The organism is Dorea sp. YH-dor226, from assembly GCF_039832105.1.
Lineage (GTDB): Bacteria > Bacillota > Clostridia > Lachnospirales > Lachnospiraceae > Dorea_A.
Map to the genome: position 1 here is coordinate 157,718 of NZ_JBDOHS010000003.1, position 23,474 is coordinate 181,191.

At 44.6% G+C, this 23,474-nt stretch carries 23 protein-coding genes; 4 read left to right on the forward strand and 19 right to left on the reverse strand.

Annotated elements, in window-relative coordinates; genetic code table 11:
- Window positions 1–56: 56 nt before the first annotated feature.
- Entirely contained in the window at window positions 57–773 is a 717-nt protein-coding gene (locus ABE547_RS04090) for a GntR family transcriptional regulator (RefSeq protein ID WP_347377556.1), read from the reverse strand.
- A gap of 137 nt (window positions 774–910) precedes the next feature.
- The gene (locus tag ABE547_RS04095; protein WP_347377557.1) at window positions 911–1,840 is read right to left on the reverse strand and encodes a DMT family transporter; all 930 of its coding nucleotides are present in this window, start codon (window positions 1,838–1,840) and stop codon (window positions 911–913) included.
- A gap of 172 nt (window positions 1,841–2,012) precedes the next feature.
- Here ABE547_RS04095 and ABE547_RS04100 point away from each other — a divergent pair, with 172 nt between their 5' ends.
- Window positions 2,013–2,963, forward strand: coding sequence for a 2-dehydropantoate 2-reductase (locus ABE547_RS04100; RefSeq protein ID WP_347377558.1), 951 nt, complete (start codon window positions 2,013–2,015; stop codon window positions 2,961–2,963).
- Window positions 2,964–3,369: 406 nt separating this feature from the next.
- On the opposite strand, the gene ABE547_RS04105 is transcribed toward ABE547_RS04100, so the two are convergent.
- From ABE547_RS04105 to ABE547_RS04115, 3 genes are all read right to left on the reverse strand, one after another.
- Window positions 3,370–4,167, reverse strand: a complete 798-nt coding sequence (locus tag ABE547_RS04105) for an ABC transporter ATP-binding protein (RefSeq protein WP_347377658.1) — start codon at window positions 4,165–4,167, stop codon at window positions 3,370–3,372.
- Window positions 4,168–4,179: 12 nt separating this feature from the next.
- Window positions 4,180–4,857, reverse strand: coding sequence for a hypothetical protein (locus ABE547_RS04110; RefSeq protein ID WP_347377559.1), 678 nt, complete (start codon window positions 4,855–4,857; stop codon window positions 4,180–4,182).
- Between the two features lie 99 nt (window positions 4,858–4,956).
- Window positions 4,957–5,958, reverse strand: coding sequence for an ABC transporter substrate-binding protein (locus ABE547_RS04115; RefSeq protein ID WP_347377560.1), 1,002 nt, complete (start codon window positions 5,956–5,958; stop codon window positions 4,957–4,959).
- 208 nt (window positions 5,959–6,166) lie between these two features.
- Here ABE547_RS04115 and ABE547_RS04120 point away from each other — a divergent pair, with 208 nt between their 5' ends.
- Together ABE547_RS04120 and ABE547_RS04125 are read left to right on the forward strand one after the other, a co-directional pair.
- Window positions 6,167–6,754 (forward strand): peptidylprolyl isomerase, encoded by a 588-nt coding sequence (locus tag ABE547_RS04120; protein ID WP_347377561.1) that lies wholly within the window; start codon window positions 6,167–6,169, stop codon window positions 6,752–6,754.
- 406 nt (window positions 6,755–7,160) lie between these two features.
- A complete protein-coding gene (locus ABE547_RS04125) occupies window positions 7,161–8,030 on the forward strand; it encodes a YitT family protein (protein WP_347377562.1) in 870 nt (289 codons plus the stop codon).
- Window positions 8,031–8,061: 31 nt separating this feature from the next.
- On the opposite strand, the gene malQ is transcribed toward ABE547_RS04125, so the two are convergent.
- The 5 genes from malQ to ABE547_RS04150 all read right to left on the reverse strand — a co-directional run bounded on the left by malQ (window position 8,062) and on the right by ABE547_RS04150 (window position 13,152).
- A complete protein-coding gene (gene malQ, locus ABE547_RS04130) occupies window positions 8,062–9,564 on the reverse strand; it encodes a 4-alpha-glucanotransferase (RefSeq protein ID WP_347377563.1) in 1,503 nt (500 codons plus the stop codon).
- Between the two features lie 132 nt (window positions 9,565–9,696).
- Window positions 9,697–10,374 carry a helix-turn-helix transcriptional regulator gene (locus tag ABE547_RS04135; protein ID WP_347377564.1) on the reverse strand — a complete coding sequence of 226 codons (678 nt, stop codon included), beginning with the start codon at window positions 10,372–10,374 and terminating at the stop codon, window positions 9,697–9,699.
- Window positions 10,375–10,494: 120 nt separating this feature from the next.
- Complete coding sequence (locus ABE547_RS04140; RefSeq protein WP_235247941.1) at window positions 10,495–11,121, reverse strand: sugar O-acetyltransferase; 627 nt, start codon at window positions 11,119–11,121, stop codon at window positions 10,495–10,497.
- A 61-nt stretch (window positions 11,122–11,182) separates the two neighbouring features.
- Window positions 11,183–12,142, reverse strand: a complete 960-nt coding sequence (locus ABE547_RS04145; protein WP_347377565.1) for a D-2-hydroxyacid dehydrogenase — start codon at window positions 12,140–12,142, stop codon at window positions 11,183–11,185.
- A 17-nt stretch (window positions 12,143–12,159) separates the two neighbouring features.
- The gene (locus tag ABE547_RS04150) at window positions 12,160–13,152 is read right to left on the reverse strand and encodes a WYL domain-containing protein (protein WP_347377566.1); all 993 of its coding nucleotides are present in this window, start codon (window positions 13,150–13,152) and stop codon (window positions 12,160–12,162) included.
- Between the two features lie 106 nt (window positions 13,153–13,258).
- Between ABE547_RS04150 and ABE547_RS04155 the strand changes: the two genes are divergently transcribed.
- Entirely contained in the window at window positions 13,259–14,605 is a 1,347-nt protein-coding gene (locus tag ABE547_RS04155; RefSeq protein WP_347377567.1) for an MATE family efflux transporter, read from the forward strand.
- 27 nt (window positions 14,606–14,632) lie between these two features.
- On the opposite strand, the gene ABE547_RS04160 is transcribed toward ABE547_RS04155, so the two are convergent.
- The 9 genes from ABE547_RS04160 to ABE547_RS04200 form a co-directional block, all read right to left on the reverse strand.
- Window positions 14,633–15,313 (reverse strand): vWA domain-containing protein, encoded by a 681-nt coding sequence (locus ABE547_RS04160; protein ID WP_347377568.1) that lies wholly within the window; start codon window positions 15,311–15,313, stop codon window positions 14,633–14,635.
- Between the two features lie 115 nt (window positions 15,314–15,428).
- On the reverse strand, window positions 15,429–16,478 hold the full coding sequence (locus ABE547_RS04165) for a macro domain-containing protein (protein WP_347377569.1): 1,050 nt from the start codon (window positions 16,476–16,478) through the stop codon (window positions 15,429–15,431).
- The gene (locus tag ABE547_RS04170; RefSeq protein ID WP_328284189.1) at window positions 16,445–17,467 is read right to left on the reverse strand and encodes an NAD(P)/FAD-dependent oxidoreductase; all 1,023 of its coding nucleotides are present in this window, start codon (window positions 17,465–17,467) and stop codon (window positions 16,445–16,447) included. Before ABE547_RS04170 ends, ABE547_RS04165 begins: the two co-directional genes overlap by 34 nt.
- Before the next feature lie 35 nt (window positions 17,468–17,502).
- Window positions 17,503–18,363 carry a glycosyltransferase gene (locus ABE547_RS04175; protein ID WP_235247952.1) on the reverse strand — a complete coding sequence of 287 codons (861 nt, stop codon included), beginning with the start codon at window positions 18,361–18,363 and terminating at the stop codon, window positions 17,503–17,505.
- Window positions 18,360–19,112, reverse strand: coding sequence for a hypothetical protein (locus ABE547_RS04180; RefSeq protein ID WP_347377570.1), 753 nt, complete (start codon window positions 19,110–19,112; stop codon window positions 18,360–18,362). The genes ABE547_RS04175 and ABE547_RS04180 overlap by 4 nt, the downstream gene beginning before the upstream one ends.
- Window positions 19,109–19,954, reverse strand: a complete 846-nt coding sequence (locus tag ABE547_RS04185; RefSeq protein WP_347377571.1) for a peptidase U32 family protein — start codon at window positions 19,952–19,954, stop codon at window positions 19,109–19,111. The genes ABE547_RS04180 and ABE547_RS04185 overlap by 4 nt, the downstream gene beginning before the upstream one ends.
- 40 nt (window positions 19,955–19,994) lie before the next feature.
- Window positions 19,995–21,218, reverse strand: coding sequence for an AMP-binding protein (locus tag ABE547_RS04190; RefSeq protein ID WP_347377572.1), 1,224 nt, complete (start codon window positions 21,216–21,218; stop codon window positions 19,995–19,997).
- A gap of 4 nt (window positions 21,219–21,222) precedes the next feature.
- Entirely contained in the window at window positions 21,223–22,332 is a 1,110-nt protein-coding gene (locus ABE547_RS04195; protein ID WP_347377573.1) for a glycosyltransferase family 2 protein, read from the reverse strand.
- A gap of 10 nt (window positions 22,333–22,342) precedes the next feature.
- Window positions 22,343–23,473 carry a glycosyltransferase gene (locus tag ABE547_RS04200; RefSeq protein WP_235247957.1) on the reverse strand — a complete coding sequence of 377 codons (1,131 nt, stop codon included), beginning with the start codon at window positions 23,471–23,473 and terminating at the stop codon, window positions 22,343–22,345.
- Between the last annotated feature and the right edge of the window lies 1 nt (window position 23,474).

Here is a 23,474-nt window from a genome sequence, read left to right on the forward strand (position 1 = left end):
TAACATTTTTGCTATTTTTTTATCAATTCGTATCCGTATTGCGTTTTTCAAAAACTCTATAATAACAACTCCTGCCACAATCTCAGTCGCTCGTCCATGAAGTCCGCAATTGCTTTCTTATCTCTTGCCTCCAGAATATCCACCTCTTTCAGATAATTATCCGGAAGTGCATTCAGCATATTCCTCTCAACAGATACTTCGATTGCCTTGTGTCTGGTAAACGATGCAATCTTTCGCACAATACTGTCCAGCTGATACAGCATGCGGTTCTTGGAGATCTCACTCAGATATTCGTTAAATCTTTTACTTGCCTGATACATTCCCTCAATATCCGCAGGCTCTTCATTCATAATCTTCTGAAATTCCAGTCCGTACTCTCTAAGCTTACGTACCTCTTCGTCGGAGGCATTCAGAATTGCCAGATACAACACTGAATTTGCAACTGCAATCTTCACTTCCAGAAGCTCCTCCATCGAATGTTCTGACAGAATCAGTCCGTACAACAGCGGATCCAGCAGCTTATTATTGTATTCTTCCACAACAAAGGTTCCCTCCGAACGACGGATCTCAAGAACACCAAAAGCAACCAGGACCTTCAGCGCCTCTCTGACTGCGTTACGACTTACCCCAAGCTTTTCACTGAATTCCACTTCTGTTGGGATCTTGTCTCCCGGCTTCAGTTCACCGCTGATCAGCGCATCCGTAATTCTCTTCACGAGGATCTCTGAGATGGATCCCTTCGGAAGCTCCGCAAACAAATTATTATTTTCCATGTGTCATCACTTTCCATACCATATTCTCATTCATGCCCCCGCCCGGAACATGCAACATTGAATCTATTATAGCAGACTGTTCAGACGATTTACAAGTAATATCCGAAATTATCTTAATATCCATCCCTGTCTCCAGTCTAAGCACTCTGACTTTTATTCACCATACAGATGCCGACACACACCAGAAACAGAGCTGTTACTCCCCGAATAGTGAATGCCTGATTCTTTTCTCCCAGCAATAATGCTGACAGAATCACTCCAAACATCGGATTACTGAACCCGAAGATCGCTACTTTTCCTACCGGATTACAGGAAAGCAGCAGACTCCAGAGCGAGTATGCAACCGCAGATATCAGGCCCATGTATGCAAGAAGTATTGCTGACGCAGCTGTAAAACCACTCACCCTGCCGCCGCCGGCAAGTCCGATCACAGAAAGCACAACTCCGCCAAACAAAAACTGATAACCGCACAGGGTAAATGTATCTTCTTTCGCCGAATACCGTTTGATCAATACCGAAGATAACGCAGACGCAAACGCCGACAGCATAATGGCTCCTTCTCCTGCAAATGACAGATTCAGATCGATTCCGGCACCTGTAAGATTGATCAGCACAACCCCTGCGAATCCGATGATACAGCCTGTCATTTTGCCGGGAGTAATCTTTTCACGAAAGACCACTGCTGACAAAAAAATAGCAAAGAACACATTGGAGGCGGTAATGATCGAAGACTTCACCCCTGTTGTATGTGCCAGTCCCATATAGAAAAAAACATATTGAAAGATCGTCTGCACCGCTCCAAGCCTGATCACCATCGACCAGGAAGAACATTTCGGGCACAGAATACGTCCGCTCATAAAGCTGCCAATCACGATCACCATGATTCCCGCCAGTGAAAACCGGTATCCTGCAAACAGAAGCTGTGACATCGAATCACTTTCTGCAATCTCAAAAAGTCGGTATCCTATTTTGATACTCGGGAATGCACTTCCCCAGAGCAGGCAGCACAGCAGAGCTACAGCGCAGACCATACCCGGTTTTGTAATCGTTAATGTATCTTTTTTCATAAGATGACCATCCTTATTACTTTTGAATTATAAACTATTTTCACAGTTGCTCACCCTAAAAATATATATGGAAAACAAAGATTTTTCAACCTCTTTCTTGAAGGGTGATTCTTTTCCTGTACATTTTCGCTGTCGATGTAGTACAATAAAGCGGAAAAGGAGTGAAAAAAATATGAATCAGACATTATTAACAGATAAAAAGATCGCCGTTGTCGGCATCGGTGGAGTCGGCGGATACATGGCCGGAATGCTTGCAAAGCACTATCCGCACGTTACACTGGCGGCCAGAGGAAAACGAAAGGAATCCCTTCAGAATCACGGATTGGTCCTTCATAGTGACTATAACGGAGAGATTACCGCTTTTCCGGAAAAGATTGTCACTGTAGAAGATATGGAAGAGCAGGACTACATCTTTGTCTGTGTAAAAAATTACTCTCTGGAAGAAGTATGTCAGAGCATTGCGCATGCCGTCACGGATCATACTGTGATCATTCCTGTTATGAACGGAACTGATCCTGGAGACCGGATCCGAAACATTCTGCACAAAGGAACGGTTGTAGATTCTCTGATCTATATCGTTGCATTTGCCAACACCGACTATTCCATTACACAGCAGGGTAAGTTTGCCAATCTGTACATAGGAATTAAAAATGCCGATGCTTTACAGGCACAGGCTGTATCCGAGGTTTCCGACATTCTTACAGGTGCAGGCATTGATCACAAATGTGCTCCTGACATTGAACAGGCCATCTGGAGAAAGTACATCTTAAACTGCGCTTATAATGTTGCAACCGCAGCCTATGACAATACCATCGGCGAGCTGCGCGCAGATCCTGAAAAAACTGCAGAATATGAGGCTCTCGTACAGGAAGCCTACCAGATCGCTCTTGCCAAGCAAGTAAACATCCGCCCAAAACACATCGAGATCATCATCGACAAATTCCACAACGACTATGCCGACGATGCTACCAGCTCTCTGCAGCGGGATATCCGCGCGGGACTGCAGGCAGAGCTGGATACCTTCAGCGGATATATTGTACGCGAGGCAGAAAAGTATGGAATATCTGTACCTGTTTCCAGAAAAATGTATGAAATACTGAAAGAAAAAACAGGACTATTGTAAATAGCAGAAAACCGGCAACTGATTATTAATTGGATAAGCTGGAGAAAATGCCGACATCATGGCTCGATACCAGGATATGCATTTTGGGCGTATTGAAAAAAGTTGAACGATTCACCCCAATAAACCTGAGGGTGTAATTAAAAATATGCCTATAATTGGGCATTGATATGAGATTATGCAAAGCTTGCCCAATTATAGTACAAACAAATTGAAACATTCTAAATAAAAGTGAAAAAAGAGGATATTAGAAGTAAAATATATTGTATATGCCCATCAGAGCATTCGATTCTAAGAAAGATGCAGCAAGACAGGTTCTCCGGAGTCTGTCTTTTCATTTTGCATAAAAAGACGCCTCCCAAGTCACCTTGCCTTGAGAAGCGCCTCCTATTTTTACATTCTATTCTGCTTAATTTGCAAGCATCATACGATCATTTGCGAACTCACCGCCACTTGCCTCTTCAAACTTCCGAAGAAGATCTGCCACCTTCAGATTCTTCTTTTCTTCTCCGCTGACATCATAGATGATCTTTCCTTCATGCATCATGATCAGACGATTGCCATGTGCAATCGCATCTTTCATGTTGTGTGTGACCATCATAGCCGTCAAATGATGCTCTTCAATGATCTGGTCGGAAAGCGCCAGTACCTTCGCCGCCGTCTTTGGATCAAGTGCCGCTGTATGTTCATCCAGAAGAAGCAGCTTTGGTTCTTTGATCGCTGCCATGAGAAGAGTGATCGCCTGTCTCTGACCACCGGACAGCAGACCAACCTTACTGCTCATGCGATCTTCCAGACCAAGATCCAATTCTCTCAGCTGTTCTCTGAAATCCTCTCTTTCCTTTTTGGTAATTCCCCATCCCAAGCCACGTCTCTGTCCACGTCTTGCGGCAATCGCCATATTCTCCTCGATTGACATTGTCGCTGCCGTTCCGGTCATCGGATCCTGAAATACGCGTCCAAGATAGGATGCTCTCTTATGTTCCGGAAGATCTGTAATATCTACTCCGTCTACGATAATATTACCCTGATCTACCGGCCATACTCCTGCAATCGCATTCAACATCGTGGATTTTCCCGCACCGTTTCCACCAATGATCGTAACAAAATCTCCCGGATTCAGCTGAAGATCCACTCCGTCCAATGCAACTTTTTCATTAATTGTACCTTTATTAAATGTCTTATGAAGATCTTTGATTTCCAACATATATGCCATGCCTTATGCCCTCCTGCGTTTCGTAGAATATTTTTCCTTCAGATACGGAATTGCAAGGAAAACTGCCACAACGATTGCAGAGAATAACTTCATGTAATCAGACGGCATCTTCAGCCATAATACAAGTGTATATGCTATGTAATACAGGATCGCACCCACAAATAAAGAAGCAAGTGTATATGCAAATGCAATTTTTTTGCCTGCACACAGCTTTCCAAATATGACTTCGCTGATAATCACGGCTGCAAGACCGATGACAATTGCTCCACGTCCGAAGTTCACATCCGCAGATCCCTGATACTGTGCATAGATTCCTCCGCACAGACCCACCAGTCCATTTGAGATCATAAGTGCAATTACTTTTGTAAAGTTGGTATTGATGCCCTGTGCACGGGCCATCTGCTCATTACATCCGGTCGCACGGATCGCAGATCCGATCTCTGTACCGAAGATCCAGTACACCACTGCCACCAGTGCAAGGCAGATCACGATCAAACGAATAAAGAACAAATAACTGTCTTGTGCAGATACAAATCTCAGGGAAGCCACCAGTCCTTTCTGTCCGATTCCGATACTCTGGTTTGCTTTTCCCATGATTCCCCATATCAGACCCTGTGCCACATTACCCGGCAGTGCACGGACCAGCGTCATTGGATCTAATGCTGCAAAATAAGCCACCATTTTATCTTGTTCCTTTCTTTTTTTTCTTATTTTTATAACCTTAAGTACGCCGAAGCAGATCTGCCGCGGCGTACTCCATATTATCTCTGTTCTTTTTGATTATTCAGCTTCAATTGCTTCGTAATCATCCGGTACTGTGATTCCGAGTTCATCACAGATTTCTTTATTATACATCTTTGTTACTTCAGGTGCAAATTCAATTTCCATTGTAGAAATATCAGCACCGTTTGCCAATACTTCATAAGCCATTTCACCGGCTCTGTATCCGATATCGTAGTAGCTGATGGATAATGTAGCAATACCACATCCGGTACAGATTCCCTGCTCACCTGCGATGACAGGAATTCCTGCAGGTACACATACATTTTTAACAATCTCTGTATTGGCTGCCATGGTATTATCTGTAGGAATATAGATTGCATCTACTTCTGATACAGCACTTGTAACAACGGACTGAATCTCATTGGAATCAGCTGCTGTATATTCTTTGTATGCAATGCCGTCCTTATCAAGAGCCTCCTCAAACTTCTCTGCCTGATATTTGGAGTTTGGCTCTGCGGAACAGTACAGGATACCCACTGTCTTGGCATCCGGAAGAAGTTCTTTTAACATTGCTTCCTGCTCATCAATCGGAGCCAGATCACTTGTTCCGGATACGTTAATACCGGTTGCTCCTGTCCAGTCTTCAATCTGAAGAGCTATTGCATAATCGGTGATGGAAGTTCCGATGATCGGAATGTCTGCTGTAGCAGTTGCTGCTGTTGTAAGCGGATCCGTTGCATTTGCAAGAATCAGATCAACATTGTCAGACACGAACTGATTGATAATAGTCGCACACATATTGTGCTCGCCCTGTGCATTCTGCTCATCAAATGTTACATTTCCTTCTCCGCACAGTTCTGTGAGCGCATCTTCAAATCCCTGTGTTGCTGCATCAAGAGCTTCATGCTGAACCAGCTGACAGATACCGATGTTATATGCTTCACCGGAAGATTCTTCTGCAGATGACCCTTCCTCGCTACTGTCTGAATTGCCACCGCATGCTGTCATGGAAAGCACCATTGCAGCTACCATAAAAATTGATACTAATTTCTTTTTCATTGTCTTTCCTCCTCAGCGAATACCTCTTTCTCGCATTAAAGCGTCACGTTTTTACACTTCAACTCATGAAAGTGCCTTTTCGATATTCCCTGTTATATTCTTATGCCTTGTATTCGTCAAGAGTTATTTTTTTCTTTTTTCTCTTTCAAACTCACCTGCTCTATCTTATAATGAATCCAGAAATATCTACAAAAAAGGAGAATTATGTATGAACCCGACTGCAACCATATATATGGCTAATAAATCCCGCATCGTGATTGAACTCTTTCCGAAAGTCGCACCAAACACAGTTTCCAGCTTTATCTATGCCGCCAGCCATGGCGTCTTTGACGGACATCCGATCGAGCGAATCGTTCCTGGTCACTGGGTTGACATGAGCTATACCGGATTTCGCAAAAAAGAAGGACAATACCTGATACCATTTGAGTATGAGCTTCATCCTGAGATTACACCTCTGGATTCAGAAGTCGGAAGTGTGTGTATGGGTGGATATGACAACCTTGGCGAAGCCGGATGTGAATTTTTCTTTCCTCTGAGACCTTGCCCGGAACACAAGGGCCATTATCCGGTATTCGGGAAAGTAATATCCGGGCTTGAGGAAATCCTTCGTCTGGAACATGTAGATATCCGACCGGTAGAGGACTTCCCGATTCCCGGTCTCGTGGTGAATACCCCTGTAGAACCGGAGATCATAGATCACGTAGAGCTCGACCTGAAAGGACAGACTTATCCGGAACCAATCCGCATACACGAAGGCGTACTGACACCTTCCTGGGCACAGTTCTGGGAAAGATAGCAGATTTGAATCTGCCACATTGTCAGATTGTGACTCTTCTGCTCTCTTTTACTCTTCCATTTTGGGGATTGGGTGTATAAGACATTTTGCGAACTATACACCCTTTTTCCCCGGAATTTCTTCATATGTTTCTTCAATTTTTTATAAAAATCGGGCATTGTCACGATTGTTTTATATCTACGCCCAATCTTTTCATTTTCAAGGCTTTCTGAACAAATTCATCGGGTAATTCCATTTCATTTTTTTACATACACCCTCCATCCGTCAAATTTTTCTATCATTCTTGACGAACAGGCTGGTTGCCGATATAATAATCGTGTATTAGGCAATGCCTTGATCCACGTTTGTTAGGGAAAATCTCTCTGACAAACGTGTTTTTTATTTTCAAAACTCTGGAGGTCTTTTCATGAAACAAAAACAAGATTTTTTTCAAATGTTATCTTCTTTGTCCTTTGTAATTGTCGGTAATTTTCTGTATGCACTGACAGTAAAATTATTCCTGCTTCCATCCGGCCTTGTAACGGGAGGAACCACCGGAATCGCACTTACGATCCAGCATTTCTTCGGGGTCTCCGTCACACAGTTTGTGCTTGCTTTTAATGTCCTTATGTTAATTGCAGGCTATCTGATCCTCGGCCGGCAATTTGCTGCCACAACTCTGGCCAGCACTTTTCTCTATCCATTCGCACTGGAGATCTTTGACCATGTATTTGGAGACTACATCATAACGGACGATCTGCTGTTGTGCACCATCTTTTCCGGACTTGGAATCGGAATCGCACTCGGAATTGTCATTCGTTCCGGTGCATCTACCGGGGGTATGGATATTCCTCCTCTGATTCTGCATAAGGCTTTTCGGATTCCCGTCTCCGGCAGCATGTATGCCTTTGATGTCCTCATACTGTTAGGACAGGCTCTGTTTCGCCCGGCAGAAAATATACTGTACGGTATCGTATTAGTTATGATATACACGATTGTACTGGATAAGCTGCTGCTGATTGGTACAACAAGAACCGAACTTAAGATTGTCAGTCAGAAATCTGACGAAATCCGAAATGCAATCCTGGAACAGATTGACCGCGGAGTGACTTTACTGGATGGCGAAAGCGGTTACTTTCACGAAAAGACTCAGGTATTACTCAGCGTAATCTCTAAGCGCGAGCTCCCCAAGGTTGAAAGACTGGTTCACTCCATTGACCCGGAAAGCTTTATGGTAGTCAGCCGCGTCAATGAAGTCAGTGGGCGCGGATTCTCCATGAAAAAGAAATACAGATAAAAGGCGGGAGGTCAACTGACCTCCCGTCTCTCTAATTCCAGTTCATTCGTCCATATATCTTTGTAGTCTTAAGTATCTCTTCCTGAAGTTCCTCCGACAGATTTTCCACGGTCAGTCTCCAGCGCCAGTTTGTTCCTATCGTAGACGGCTGATTGATTCTGCTTTTATTATTCATTCCCAGGTAATCCTGTATCGGAATGATGCAGGTTCTGGCATTGCTTCTCATAGCCAGAGCAACAAATGATCTGTGCAGCCATTTCTTCGGTGTATAATGATCGCAGAGATAATCTCTTGCGGATGCCAGTTCTTCCTTCGTAATACTGTCCAGCCATCCATTAATCGTCTCATTATCATGCGTTCCCGTATAAGCTACGCAATTTTCCGGATAATTGTGCGGAAGATAGTCATTCGCCGAACTCGAATCACGGGAATCAAAAGCAAATTCCAGCACCTTCATGCCCGGGAAGCCACTTTCTCTTACGAGCTGCCGCACAGAATCTGTCATATATCCAAGATCTTCCGCGATGACCTCATGCCATCCGAGGCTTTGCTCCACCTGGCGGAACAACTCAATTCCGGGACCCTTCTCCCAATGTCCTCCTGCAGCAGTCTTCGCTCCAAACGGAATCGAAAAATACTCATCGAATCCACGGAAATGATCAATTCTTACCACATCATAAAGCTTAAAACAATACCACAGTCTGGTAACCCACCACTGATATCCTGTATTTTTATGATAATCCCAGCGATACAACGGATTTCCCCAGAGCTGTCCATCTGCGGAGAATCCATCCGGCGGACATCCCGCTACTGCTGTCGGCATGTTATTCTCATCCAGCTGAAACAGTTCCGGATGAGACCAGGTATCTGCACTGTCCATTGCGACATAAATCGGGATGTCTCCGATAATCCGGATTCCCTTACTGTTCGCATAACTCTTTAACCGATACCACTGTTCAAAAAACTTAAACTGAAGATACTGATGAAATTCAATATCAAAATACAGCTGTTCCCGATAGTAATCAAGAGAATATCCATATCTCAGACGGATATCCTCCGGCCACTCTGTCCATGCTTCTCCGCCAAACCAGTCTTTCAGAGCCATAAATAACGCATAATCAGATAACCACCACTGATTCTCTTTTACAAACTTCTGATACTCGGAATTCTCACTGATATTACTTCTTTCATACGCTTTTCGTAAAAGCGGAAAGCGATGGTCGTACATTTTTTTATAGTTGATATCATCTGCTTTCTCCCCAAAGTCAGCCGCATCACACTCTTCCTTTGTTAAGACCCCTTCTTCAATCAACGTTTCCAGACAGATAAAATACGGATTGCCGGCATATGTAGAAAAAGACTGATAAGGAGAATCCCCATAACTGGTAGGTCCCAGGGGAAGAATCTGCCAATAAGTCTGTCCGGCCTCTTTGATCCAATCTACAAAACGATACGCACTTTCTGAAAAACAGCCAATTCCATACTTTGATGGCAGGCTGGATATCGGTAATAATATACCTGCTGCTCTGTTCATAACATACTCCTTATCACGCCGGACATCATCCGTCGGCTCTTTGCTTATTTTTTGTATTATACTATTACCATAAACTAATTTTCTCCATTTTTCTTGTAATATCTTATTCAATTATAATACAATAATACGATTTTATAATCCCTCTTCCCTTTTTCTTTTATAAACTGCAAGAACACGCGTCCCTACTACCAATGCCAATCCTATGAACGCAGTTGCGTACAGTACTTCGACACTTTCTCCTTGTTTTATCATATCCGCAATATCATTAATATAAAAAACGTAAAACACCATAATAAGAAATGCTATACCTGCATTCAATGCTTCAATCCAGATATTCGAGGAACGATATCTTCTAGCCGGAAGCTTTGCATCCAGATAAATCGTACAACCCATTAAAAGAACCACGGCAAGCCAGCAAAAAACATTCTCCACCGTCATATTCGGGATCCCTCCCTGAGCAAGGAAAAAAGGAACATAAAATGCCAGAAGTGCACTGATTTCCAACAAGTGAAGAACGACCTGAAATCCGTACAATTGATTTTCTCCGATCGTCCGAATTAACATCTGCTCCGTTTCTTTTTTGTAATCTTCTTCTTCTATTTTTCTTCCCGCGAGGAGTTCACTCACCTGCAGATCAAATAATTTGCAGATATCTTCTATCAGACATATATCCGGCAAAGAACGCCCCGTTTCCCATTTTGAAACAGCACGATCCGTTACCCCTAATTTTTCACCAAGCTGCTTCTGCGTCCAGTTTTTAGACTTTCTGCATTCGGCAATAAACAGTCCGACTTTTTTCACATCAATCATCGCCGTGACCTCCCTCCTCTGTTATATGTTAATTATGGCATATCTTTCTAAAAAATGCACCATACTGTCAGTAGAGTCGGAGTTTTCCCGTCATCGGATGCGAAAGTATTTTCTACAACTTTATTCTTCCAGACCTTTGATGACATTCCAGGCTTCTTCGTCGAATTTTCTGTCCCGGTAATAATATTCTTTATCTTCTTCTTTAATACTCCGAATCACCCTGCATGGATTACCTGCTGCCACCACCCAGTCCGGAATATCTCTGGTCACTACACTTCCGGCTCCGATCACCGTATTGCTCCCGATATGTACTCCCGGAAGGATCACAGTGCTTCCTCCGATCCATACATTATCTCCGATCGTAACTTCAATTCCATATTCGTACATGGAATTCCTGGATACCGGATGCACCGGATGCCCAGCCGTATAGATTGCAACATTCGGTGCCAGCTGGCAGTTATCTCCGATCTTTACCCTCGCAACATCTAAGATCGTGCAGTTATAGTTCGCATAGAAATTCTTTCCAACCTCGATATGAAATCCATAATCGCAGTGAAAAGGCGGATTGATAAATGCATTTTCCGATTTCCCCAGCAGTTCCTTTACAATTTCCGCAATTCCTTCAAAATCAGAACAATCTGCCGTATTTAATCTCTGCAGAATTTTTCTGCAGGCTTTCTGCTCTTCCATAATCTGTTCATCTGAGATGTATGCCATCCCCCGGTCTCTTCTTTCGGCCTGATTCATTGCACGCCTTCCTTTCCTCTGAACATTTGTCATATTAGCAACAAGACACATTTTATGATCATTATTTCTTATATCCGGTCGCAAAATCAACGACATTCCTAAGTGATCGGCCATTCAGGTATGCTTCCAGATTCTCAGCCGCAATATCAACAATCCGTTCAAATGTCTCCGGAAGATGATACTGTCCGGAAATATGAGGTGTGATCATCACATTGTCCTGTTTCCACAGCGGATGTTCTGCAGGAAGAGGTTCCGGATCCGTTACATCAATCCCTGCCGCCATGATCTGATGATTCTTAAGAACTTCATATAATAAATCCGTGTCAACGGCGCTTCCTCTTCCTCCATTCAAAAAGATTGCCTGCTTTTTCATCAACGCAAACCTTTCTTTTGTATAAATGTGATGCGTCTCCTTTGTTCCCGGCAAAAATGAAACAATTACATCTGCTCTCGGCAATACTTCATCCAGCTGCTCCGTCGTATATAATTCATCCACTCCGTCTGGACATTCACATTTTCTGCGTTTTATGCCAAGTGTATAAGCTCCCAGTGCTTTTGCCATACGAGCAAAATGAAGTCCGATATCCCCCAGGCCGACAACCAGCACCGTTGCATCTGTAATAGATACTACCGTTCCCTCATCTGTCCATTCAGTTCTCGCCTGTGCATCCCGGTAAAGATGCAGCTTTTTCTGTAACATGAACATCATACCAAACATATGCTCCGCAACAGCTTTACTGTATGCTCCGGTTGCATTCGTCAAAATAGTTCCGTCACTTAAGATCCCAGGTATTACATATGGATCCGCTCCTGCAGAGTTCAACTGCAAAAACTCCAGTCGATTCGATGCCCTGATTTTTTCTGCCGGAACATTGCCGATGATGAACTCTGCATCGGCAATCACAGACTCTTCCACCTCCGTTGGTGAAGAATAGATAAATCTGCATCCTTTTCCTGCTTTCTCCAGTTTTTCTTTATGTCTTTCCTGTACCGGTATTACAACCAAAACCTTTTTTTCCATTTCCCTTCTCCTCATCATTATTCACTGTATTGCTCAAGCATCCTGCCAAGTTCCGTCTTCATTCTCTCCGCCACATGTTCCGGTCCGATGATCTTCACTCCATCTCCCAGTGCGAATACCCAGCTCAGGAACTGACTGCTCACCTGCACATCCACATTTACTGTAAAATGCTCTTCGTCTGCAGGAATCATCATTATATCCTTACCAAACCGGTCAATCATAACTCCCGCAAAACTGTTTTTTACCAGAAGTCTGACACGTTCTTCCTTTCCTCCATACATTCCAAAACTCTTCTTCGCATAAGCCGCCATATCAAGCTTCTGAAAGAGTTCCTTTCCTTCCCTCATTTCCTTCGACATCCGTATATGAAGCATCTTATCCACCCGGTAATGTTTGATCATGCCTGCATCAGAATCATAACCGATCAGGTAATAGTTCTCATTATCCCAGGACAGCCCCCATGGACTGATATGATAATAAGCTCCTCCATGCCGAAGTTCCATTTCTTTTTTTACATTCCACTGAAAATATTGAAAACGAATCTTTCTGTTTTCCGCAATTGCATTATGAATCTCATCCACATTGTAATAGATACTCTCATTCATGGTCTTGATACGACCGGATACGAATACCTGCCGCTGCAGCTTTGCCGCATCGAATCTGCTGACCAGCGTCTCCAGCTTTTTGATCAGTTCATTGGATTTTCTTGCAGTAATGAACTTCGAAGACTGAATCGCATCCACCAGCAGCTTCAGTTCCGGAAGCTCAAACTGACGATCCACCACATGATAATGATAGCGGTTGCCGACCGGCTCTCCCTCCACTTCAATTCCCAGTTTTTCCAGATCTTTCAGATCATTATAGATACTCTTTCGTCCGGCTGTCACCCCATAGTTTTCAAGACTATCTATAATCTCCGGCATCGTAATGTAATGCTCCTCATCTGTCTTTTCCGTCATGATTTTCGCCAGATAATATAATTTAAATTTCTGATTTGCTCCTTTAGCCATATCGTACTCCTGTTTACACATTACTTACACATTTTTTCTTAGTATAACACATGTGGACAGTTTTTGTGATACAATAAAAGGCATCGATAGAAAGGACGAAATCAGTATGAATTCTCAACAAATAGACTTTGGTGGCAGCAATGTCAGGCACAATATCCTTTCTGTAGTTGCCCCAATGCTGGTCGCTCAGATCCTAAACCTGCTTTACAATATTATTGACCGTATCTATATCGGAAAACTTCCGGGCGAAGGCACCGTTGCTCTTGCCGGGCTCGGTCTGTGTTTTCCGGTTATTACCATGGTAACTGCATTTGCCAATCTGTTTGGACAGGGCGGTGCTCCACTGTGTTCCATCGCGAGAGGAAAACGAGACACAAAAGGAGCCCAGAAAATAATGAATCATGCATACTTTATGCTGATACTTACCGGAATCATGATTACAGTTCTGGGAATTCTGTTCCACAAACCCATTCTCTATCTGTTTGGTGCAAGTGATACTACTTATCCATATGCCGCCGGCTATATGGTGATCTACCTTCTGGGGACAGTTTTTGTCATGACCGCTCTGGGCCTCAACCCATATATCAACTGTCAGGGTTTTGCCAAAATCGGTATGAAGACAGTAACACTCGGTGCGATCAGCAATATTATCCTCGACCCGGTCTTTATCTTTTTACTGCATCTGGGTGTAAAAGGTGCGGCTCTCGCTACGATTATCTCTCAGCTTTTTTCCGCCCTATGGGTGCTCCGGTTTCTGACCGGGGCGCAGACAGAACTGAAGTTAACTTTTCATGAATTCCATCCGGACTTTACCTGCATCTGTGAGATTACAAAACTGGGAACTTCTTCTTTCGTCATGTCCTTCACCAATGGACTGGTGCAGGTTGCATGCAATTCCATGCTTCAGATCTTCGGAGGCGACATCTATATCAGTGTCATGACGGTAATCAATTCGATTCGCGAAATTGCACAGACTCCTGTCATGTCTCTTGCCGAAGGGTCTTCCCCTGTCATCAGCTATAATTACGGTGCCGGGCAGACAGATCTGATGAAAAAAGCAATCCGCTTCATGACTATTACCTGTTTTGGATATACTCTGTCTATCTGGGGAATGATATCCGCTTTTCCCGAATTGTTTATCAGAATCTTTAATCATGATGCGTTACTCATTGAAAAGGCGGTTCCGTCACTGCATATATATTTCTTCGGATTCTTTATGATGGCTTTTCAATTTACCGGACAATGTGTATTCAAAGCACTCAATAAGGCCAAACAGGCCGTATTCTTTTCCATATTGCGAAAGGCGATCATCGTAGCACCGCTTACCTTCATACTCCCACATATTGCAGGTCTTGGTGTCGTCGGAGTATTTCTCGCAGAACCAATCTCCAGCTTTATCGGAGGACTGGCCTGCTACATTACCATGAGAAAAACTGTGCTGGCAAAATTATAATGCCAGCACAAACTATCTTTAACAATTCTATTCCTTTTTCTGATGACGCAGTGCATAATCCTCCCGTATCTCATCTGCCCATCTGTCATTCTCTTCAAACGCCATGGCAGCTGTCGTTGCTGCACAGGAGCGCATCCTGGATACCGCTTTACTGAGCACCTCATAGTTTAACTGAGTTCCCTCTCTGTCACACTCATACTTGACTGCTCGATTCGCCTGTATTCCAAACCTGCCTGCGACAGCAATTGCATCAATATTGGCTCCAAGAAACAGAAATTCCCAGCCATACTTTGCTTTCTGACGCTCTAACATATGCTTTACTTTCTCATAGGTATATCTTCGACTTGCATTTTCCATACCATCTGTTGTAATAATAAATAATGTTTTTTCCGGGCGATCTTCTTCTCTCGCATATTTGTGAACATTTCCAATATGATGGATCGCTCCTCCGACTGCATCCAGAAGCGCTGTGCATCCCCGCACATAATATTGTCTGTCATTCATTGGTTCTATTTTGTCAAGCGGCACTCTGTCATATAATACTTCTGTCGTATCATCGAATAATACAGCAGAAATAACAGCCTCTCCTTCTTCCTTTTTCTGCTTATCAATCAGAGAATTGAATCCTCCGATCGTGTCACTTTCCAGACCACTCATTGATCCGCTCCTGTCTAATACAAATACTAATTCTGTTAATCCTTTTTTCATATGTATGACTCCCTTCTGAAATACTGTTTTCCTATCTGATGTCAGAATCATAACATACACAGAAAAAAATAAAGTCGCCACACAGGCGACCTTAAAAACATCATCATGCGTTAAACTATGAAATCAGACAGGGAAGTCCATGTTCCTCCAGCTGTATATCCAGTTCAATCATGTCATAGATCTGATTTTCAATAAAATAGGAGAAGATCACATCCGTCTTATCACAGGGCGATAATGCATATCCTGCCCTGGCAAGAAGATCTCTTGTTTCATCCATATTGAGCTTTGCTCCGATACACAGACACATCGCTGTCATTTTCTGCGGGTGCGCATTCGGATTGTTCTTAATCTTTGAGAACGTTTTTTTGTCCACAATAGCACGTTTATAGACTTCTGCATTCGTCATTCCTTTGGATTTAATCAGGTACAGAAGATACTGCGAAAATGTATCCGTCAGATGCTTCATCCGTTCTTCCAGTGCGCTTTCATGTGCTTCACTGAAGGTATATTCATCAACGGATTCCCGGATCAGTCCTCCGCTCTCAACCTCTGCAGCTCTTGCCGCCCTTTGTCTTGCCGCAGGATACATATTTCCCGGGAAGGAAGGATATACATATTCCTCTTCCCGCTTTTTCTGCACATAATTCCGGTCAATGTAGGTTTCCAGATCCGGACAGATCTGCTTTCCAAGTCCGGTTGCCTTTCCATCGAATACAACCAGATAGATCATCATTTCCTGATGAAGCAGAAATGAATGGATCTCATCGACAGCAATCCGCATTCCCTCTTCTTTCGGATAGCCGAATCCACCGGTTGAGATCAGCGGAAATGCAATTGAGCGAATCTGATTCTCTGCCGCAATCCGCAGACTGTTCCGGTAACAGGATCTGAGTTTGCGTTCTTCTCCCAGAAATCCACCCCGATAAAGGGGACTGACCGCATGGATAATATACTTTGCCGGAAGCCGGAAGCCCGGAGTCAGAAATGCTTCCCCTTCTTTTACATAACCAATCTTTTTCCTGCATTCCAGAAGCTGTTCATATCCCGCAGCTTTATATACCGCATAATCACAGCCTGTTCCTACGGTCGGATGATCATTGGCCGTGTTCACAATTGCGTCCACTTCCATATTTACAATATCATTTCGAACGATTTTAAATGGCACTTTTTCACCTCATTTGCATATGCATTTTTCTCAGGAACAGGTACCTTTTCCGGATCCCGGTCGTGGAGGATTGCTTCTGCCTGAAGACGCCCGCTTTCTATAGCGTAGGAGATTCCTTCCCCACTTTCGAAACACGAAATATATGCACAGTCTCCGATCCGTGGAATCTTCGTTCCATCCGTCGGCATATGCCGGGTCGCACCGATCACCGCTCCTTTCGGCTTCCTCTCATAGCTGCAGTCTGAAAAATAAGTCTTTTTCATCTGCTCTTCAAACTCCGCAAATAACCGCTTCACCTCTTCCCGGCGGTCTGCACTCCACACTCCGTAGTTCCACAGACGTTCTCCCACCGGAAAGAGCCAGGCATAGCCTTCTCCATACTGCCAGTCATATTTGAAATAAAAGGTATCCGAAGGAAGGCGACAATCCCCATATACTCTGGCCGACATTCCCACCGGCACATCATCCGGTTTTGCAACACCAAGCTTCTGCCCTCCGATTGCCCCACAGGCAAGGACAACCCGGTCTGCCGTAAGACTTCCATCCACCAGATAACCGGATCCGTTCTTTCTTACAGATAAGACCGTCCTGTCCGTCATTACCTCACATCCGGCCTCCCTTGCAAGCCGCAGAAGATACCCATCGAATACATCTCTGGATAATCCATAGGCATAATCTTCATATCCTTCATTTCGGCAATAGCGCCTCTCCTCTATCTCTCCAAAGTTGGAAGTAACATTACGATATATTTTTTTCCCGCCAAGGGATATCAGGTCCTTTTCCTGAATATTGATGTTCTTCAGTACCTGCATACAGTGGCTTGACAGTCCGTCTCCGCAGACTTTCCCGGTCAACTCTCTTCGCCGTTCCAGAATCAGGCATTTTTTTCCTGCCCGCGCAAGCGTAAGTCCACATGCAAGTCCTGCAGGCCCGGCACCTATAATAATTATATCATAATTCATATCTCTGTCCCATTCAAGTGCATACACATCACGTTGCAATTCTTACCAAAACAGGCTGCCGCCTATATATTGATCACATGTGCCTTGATGCTTCCATAATATTTCCCGAGCAGATGCCAGGTCAGCTCCGTCAGATTCAGCCTTGCATTCGGCTTCTTCGTGAACAGACCACGGAAATTCTGTATCCACATTTTGTATATGTTCAGATCATAGTTAAACCAGGATCCGTACCGTTTCTGCAATTTACTGCTTGACACCCCGTTTCGGAAGCTTTTTTTCCGGATTCCGTTAAGCGTATTGACACTGTGTGCCCGGATAACAACCGACGGAATATACATCAGCTTCGCTTGCTGTTCCAGTGCACGCCAGCACAGATCCACATCTTCCGCATTATTGGCAAACCACAGGTCAAACCCTTTGATCTGCTTCAGAAGCTTTCTGGTATAGGCACAGTTTGCCGTGACAAATGCATCATTCAGTTTTTTTTCTTTTACCTGATAAGCCTCATCCCCAAAACTCATGATCAGTCTCCAGGCAAGTGTTCCCCAGTATTCCTCATATTTATTCTCAAAAGGAGCCGTTGTCACTTTTCCTCCCAGACCGTCCAGCTCGTATTTTACAAATGCTTTTTCTATCTCTTCCAGCCAGTTTTTCTCAACGATGCAGTCTCCGTCTGTAAATGCAATGATATCTCCTTTTGCACGTCTGATTCCGACATTTCTTCCCGCAGCTGCCGTCTTTTTCGGATTTTCCAGTATCGTCACCTCCGGAAATCTGGAGGCCAGCATACGGGTGCGATCTGAAGATCCCCCGTCTGCAAGCAGGATCTCATCTGGCTTGCGCGTATTGTGAACCAACGCATCTATACATGCTGTGATATGTTTTTCTTCATTATAAACCGGAATTACTACTGATATTTTCATCTCTGCTCTCTTTCCTTCAGTCTGTGCATCTGTTCCAGACATACGTCATAATTCTGTGCATACAGAAGATCCGGGGATTCTTCTGATTCCACATAGACATACTTCTTTCCCAGCATATATCCATCCACAGACATATCCAGACTGAACTTTTCATTTACCATGTGCTGCTTTCCGTCAAGACAGGCCCGTCTGCAGTCTGTTCCATACAGATTGTTCTCATAAGTATAATAACAGAGCCGGTTTACCGTTGCGTACGTAATTCTTCCATACATCAGCATCGCATCGATTCCCTGCTCCCGCAGAAGCCGGCAATGTCTTGGCTGATCCGTCGCAATCACTACCGGCGCCAGTGATTCAAGGAACTGATAATGCAACAGATTCACTGCACGATTTCTGGCTATCCCCATATAACTCCATACAAGCAAAAGCCCGGTATCCAGCTTGCCAAGCCTGCGCAGAAGTCCGATATCCTGAAGAAATACTCCATCAAGCAGGCCCTGATGATTCCAGTAACAGATATGCTGAACCACCTGATCGAACACCGTATCCGTCAGATAACACGGGGTCTGGTAATAGACCTTTTTCCCGCTTTCTTTCAACTGTCTCATCCGGTCTTCCAGCTCTGCACTTCCTCCGGGGAACATCCGGTAATTACAGTACATATCTCCCAGAACGACACCATCAATCTCTATATTGGCACCAATTTTGGCCACCGTATTCTCATCATATGTTTCCAGCGAAATAATCATTGATTCCACCCCCTGTTTCCACGGGTAAAGAAATGCAGATAAGCATCCACGCTCTCTTCCTTCTGATATTTTTCAAGATTTTCTTTCAGAGCATGTACCATCGGCACTCTGAGTTTTCCCGGTACCGTCCGCCCTTCAATCTTATAAGAATAGATTCCGATCGCCAGAAACAGTCCCGCCACTTCCGCAGTACGTGTCGGAGGCTCCGAGATCGGCTTTGCCTCACCGGTCACTTTCCCATCTTCCTGCAGTACGAAAGGTTTTCTGCAGAAAAGGATGTGCTCTCCATTCTGAACCCCGTGCGGAATCCTGCACTGCCTGATATCATTAAAGCAGGTACCGCCTTCCGCAACCAGTTCATATTCCAGATCCGGTTCCGCACTGATGATCCCGGCCATTTCTTCAAAATACAGATTGGCATAAAAGATGATGCGGGTCACGCCTAACTCTTTCAAAAGTCTGACTGTCTCTATGTTGTAGACCCCCATCAGTGTACTCGCATGCATGTGGGCATGTTTGAGTCGTCCCGAAAAATACTGAACCAGACCGAATTCCGAGAATATCACTGCATCCACACCCAACCGGTCTAATTCAAAGATCTGCCCAATCAGACGTTCCATCTGATCCTGCCCCACATTTGCATTGATTGCAACATATAACAGAACGCCTTTTTCATGACAGAGTGTCACTGCCTCCTGAATCTGTTCCAGGTTAAAGTCCGCGCTGTCCGGACGGGAACTGTATCCCTCAAGCCCGATATAGATGGCATCTGCGCCCTCCCGGATCATCAGTTTCAGATCCTCTAAGTTTCCTGCCGGAGCAAGTATTTCGTATTGTTTCATTCTTTCTCCTCCCTCACAGATCTACTGCGCATGGAAAATATTATAAGAACATCCCTCCGCTGTTTTGTACCGGTTTATCTGCTTCTACAAGATACTTTGGCTTCAGTCCCCGCAGATTCATGTGCTCCAACAGCATCGGTCGGGCAGAAACAGTATCGCAGGACAACAGTTCTTTCAGCTGGCACAATAACTCTTCTGTCGGCGAAACGCCCGCTTCATCATATATCAGACATACTCTTCCATCTTCATGAAGCTGTACCTGGCAATGTACAAGGCCTGCCGGCAGTGTAATCTCTTCCACCTGTTTCGGAGAGATCCATGTCCCGTCCGGCAATTGTACACAGTCATCCATCCTTCCAAAATATTCAAACCGTGGAAGCCTGCTGCCGCACGGACATGGTTCCTGCATGATCCGAAGCAGATCTCCGGACCAGTAACGAAGCAGTGGGAACCCCTTGTCCCAGAGAGTTGTATACACACCGATGCCGACCTTTCCCGGCTCTACCGGTTCTCCCGTCTCCGGAGACACCACTTCGATATAAAGATCCTGATCAAAATAGTGGAAACCGTTCTGTTCCATGCATTCATTGCCAATCGGACCAAACACCTCACTCATTCCAAAGGAATTGTAGACTTTAGCATCCCATGTCTCTTCCAGCAGCTTCCGTCTGGCTTCTGAGAGAAAATCTCCGCCCAGAATCAGACGTTCTACAGAAGACTTCGCGGCAATCTCCCTCCACTCGGGACTTGCCGCCAGAAAAGAAGCTACCTGTGGAAGCGTTGCAATGTCTGTCACCGGAAGACTCTGGATCACATCTATGATATTCTCCGGAGACGGCTGCGGGCAAAGTGTCATCCCCATCCTCATCGCATGAAACTGCCATATCATACAATGTCCCATCACCGGACTTCCGATCGGCCCAAATACAGCACCCAGACCTCCCGCTTTCATTCCCAGCGCGGAATAAAAGGTCCGGACATATTCTGCCTGTTTCCTATGATCCAGTTGGCTGTGAACATAGAATGTTTTTTTCCCGGTTGTTCCGTTGCTGGAATACAGTCCATAGATCTCCTCAGGTGCCGTTCTGGTTCTGCTGTATGCAGATGAATTCCGCAGGTCTTCTTTTACCGTAAATGGAATTTTAAGAAATTGTTCTTCCGTACGTACTTCTGTCAGATTTACCCCACTCTTTTTACAGTGCTCTGTATAAAACGGCAGATCAAAATATCCCTTATGTATCGCCTCAATTGCTCTTTTCATCATTCGATCAGACTCCTAACATTACAAGTATATAAGTTATCAACAGAAACAGGCTGTATATCACAGCAGTAACCACATTCTGATAACAGGTTCCGTCCATCTGTGGTTTAAAATAAATGATCTGTTTCCCCATACTGGAAAACTCCCTTTTCCGGATACACTCCCACAAAAAACCCGCTTCATTCCACAGAAGCAGTGCCTGTACAACAAACTGTTTTCCAAAAGTGGTTCCTTTGTATTTCATAAGATGATTGACACACAGACTTGTCATTCCCATTTCCCACAGTGGAATAACCACAACTCCGGCAAAAAACCACGGATTTACCATACATCCCAATATCAGATACAGCAGGATTCCGTACAAAATCATCAATATCCTCCTCGGCATACAACAGCATCCCATCTGCGGATACCGTTCCAGAAGATACAGATCTCCGGCTCCATAATGGAAGACTCTGCGGAACATGGATTTTACAGGACTCCAGGTGGATTTACTGTGATACACAAGCGCCTCCGGGACACTGTACAGTGTATACCCTGCCTTTGAGAGCCGAAGTCCCATATCCACATCTTCGCCTCCCGGGTTCTTTGGAAATGACTCATCAAACCCTCCGACAGACAGGAATGCATCCTTCTTTACCGAAAAATTAGCCGTCGGGGACCAGGTCAGCGTCTTCCCCCACTTCGGCGTGGAAAAGAATATGGTATAAGGTGTTTTTTCTACCACCTTCCAGAACCAGGTATCCTCTCCGACAAATTCCAACGGGCCGGCTGCGCCTCCGGCCTCGGGATATTCCCTGTATATTTCTGCATAATGCTTCAGTATCTCCGGAGTTGCCAGACAGTCTGAATCCAGAAACAGTATGACCTCATACTGACACTTCTTCGCTCCATAATTTCTTTTTGCAGACACTGTGATGTCCTGATAAAAATACTTTGTATGATATTTTTCACTGAGTGCACGCACATTCTCTATGCTGTCTCCAAGACTGCTGTCCACCAGGATGATCTCTGTCGGAAAATCCACCTGCTCCTGTGCCTTTTGTACTGACTGCAGAAGCTCATCCAATAATTTTTCGCGTCCGCGCGAAATGATCACTATACTAATACCGTCCATATCTGCTCCTTTATATCAACCGTCGGATACATACGCCCAGCAGCATGACTGCGAATGTGATCAGGTAGATGGAAAACATTGCAATCTCACGCCGCTGCATATACTTGGTCTGCTCCAGTGAGAATGACATCTCCTTATGCAGACACCGGATATCATGATTTTTTAAACCTGCAATCTGATAATAAAGTCTGTAAAAGGTACGGATCATCTTGCCCATAGCATAATACAGCGGATGTCCGCCCTCCTTGTGAACACAATCATAGACATACACGGTTATCACATGCAGCGCAAGCCAGATCAATACACAAAGCAGCGGTTCAAGGCTTCGAAATCCCGCAGACAGGATCCCACCTGCCAGAAACGAAGCGGTAAACAACACTCCGCTCTTTGGTATACAGTCTACAAAGATCTCCGGATGTCTCTGACTCAGGAAGTAATCCATACTTCCCCAGCGATGGGTACGGTCATAGATTGCCTTCGGGTGATTCCAGGTCTCAGTTGAATGCAGCGTAACCGCCTGCGGACAGGACTTGATCAGATATCCGGATTTGGTGATCCGATAGGTCATATCAAGGTCATCCCCGCCCAGCGGAAATGGAAAATTCACTTCAAACATTCCGACTTCAAGCAGCACCCGTCTGTAAAACGATACATTATTCCCAATCGTCCAGGAATTATAGGGGAACCGCTCAGCAAAAGAAAACGAATCCAGATAAGTGGTCTGTTCTACGACCTTCCACCACCATGTCTTTCTTCCGACAAATCGGGTAAGGCCGAAGACGCCTCCGAGATTTTTCTCTGTGGCATTCAGGAATCCTTCTGCGTGGTATCTCAGCAGTCCCTCTTCGGCCGCAACATCAGAATCCAGAAACAGTACTACTTCATACTGTGCCTTTTCGATTCCCAGATTCCTCTTTTTCCGGACACTGTTTTCTCCCGGAATGAATATCGCCTGATAAGTTTCACAAAGTTCTTCTATCCGTGTGGCATCTTCTGCCTTGCCACTGTTTACAATCAGAACTTCGGTCTCTCCATATGGGTAAGACTGTCTCTCCGGAACCAGGCTCTGGAGCAGCCGTTCCACCAGATTCGTTCTGCCGTTTGTCGGAATCACAATTGAAAGGTTTAATCTCTGTTCCATG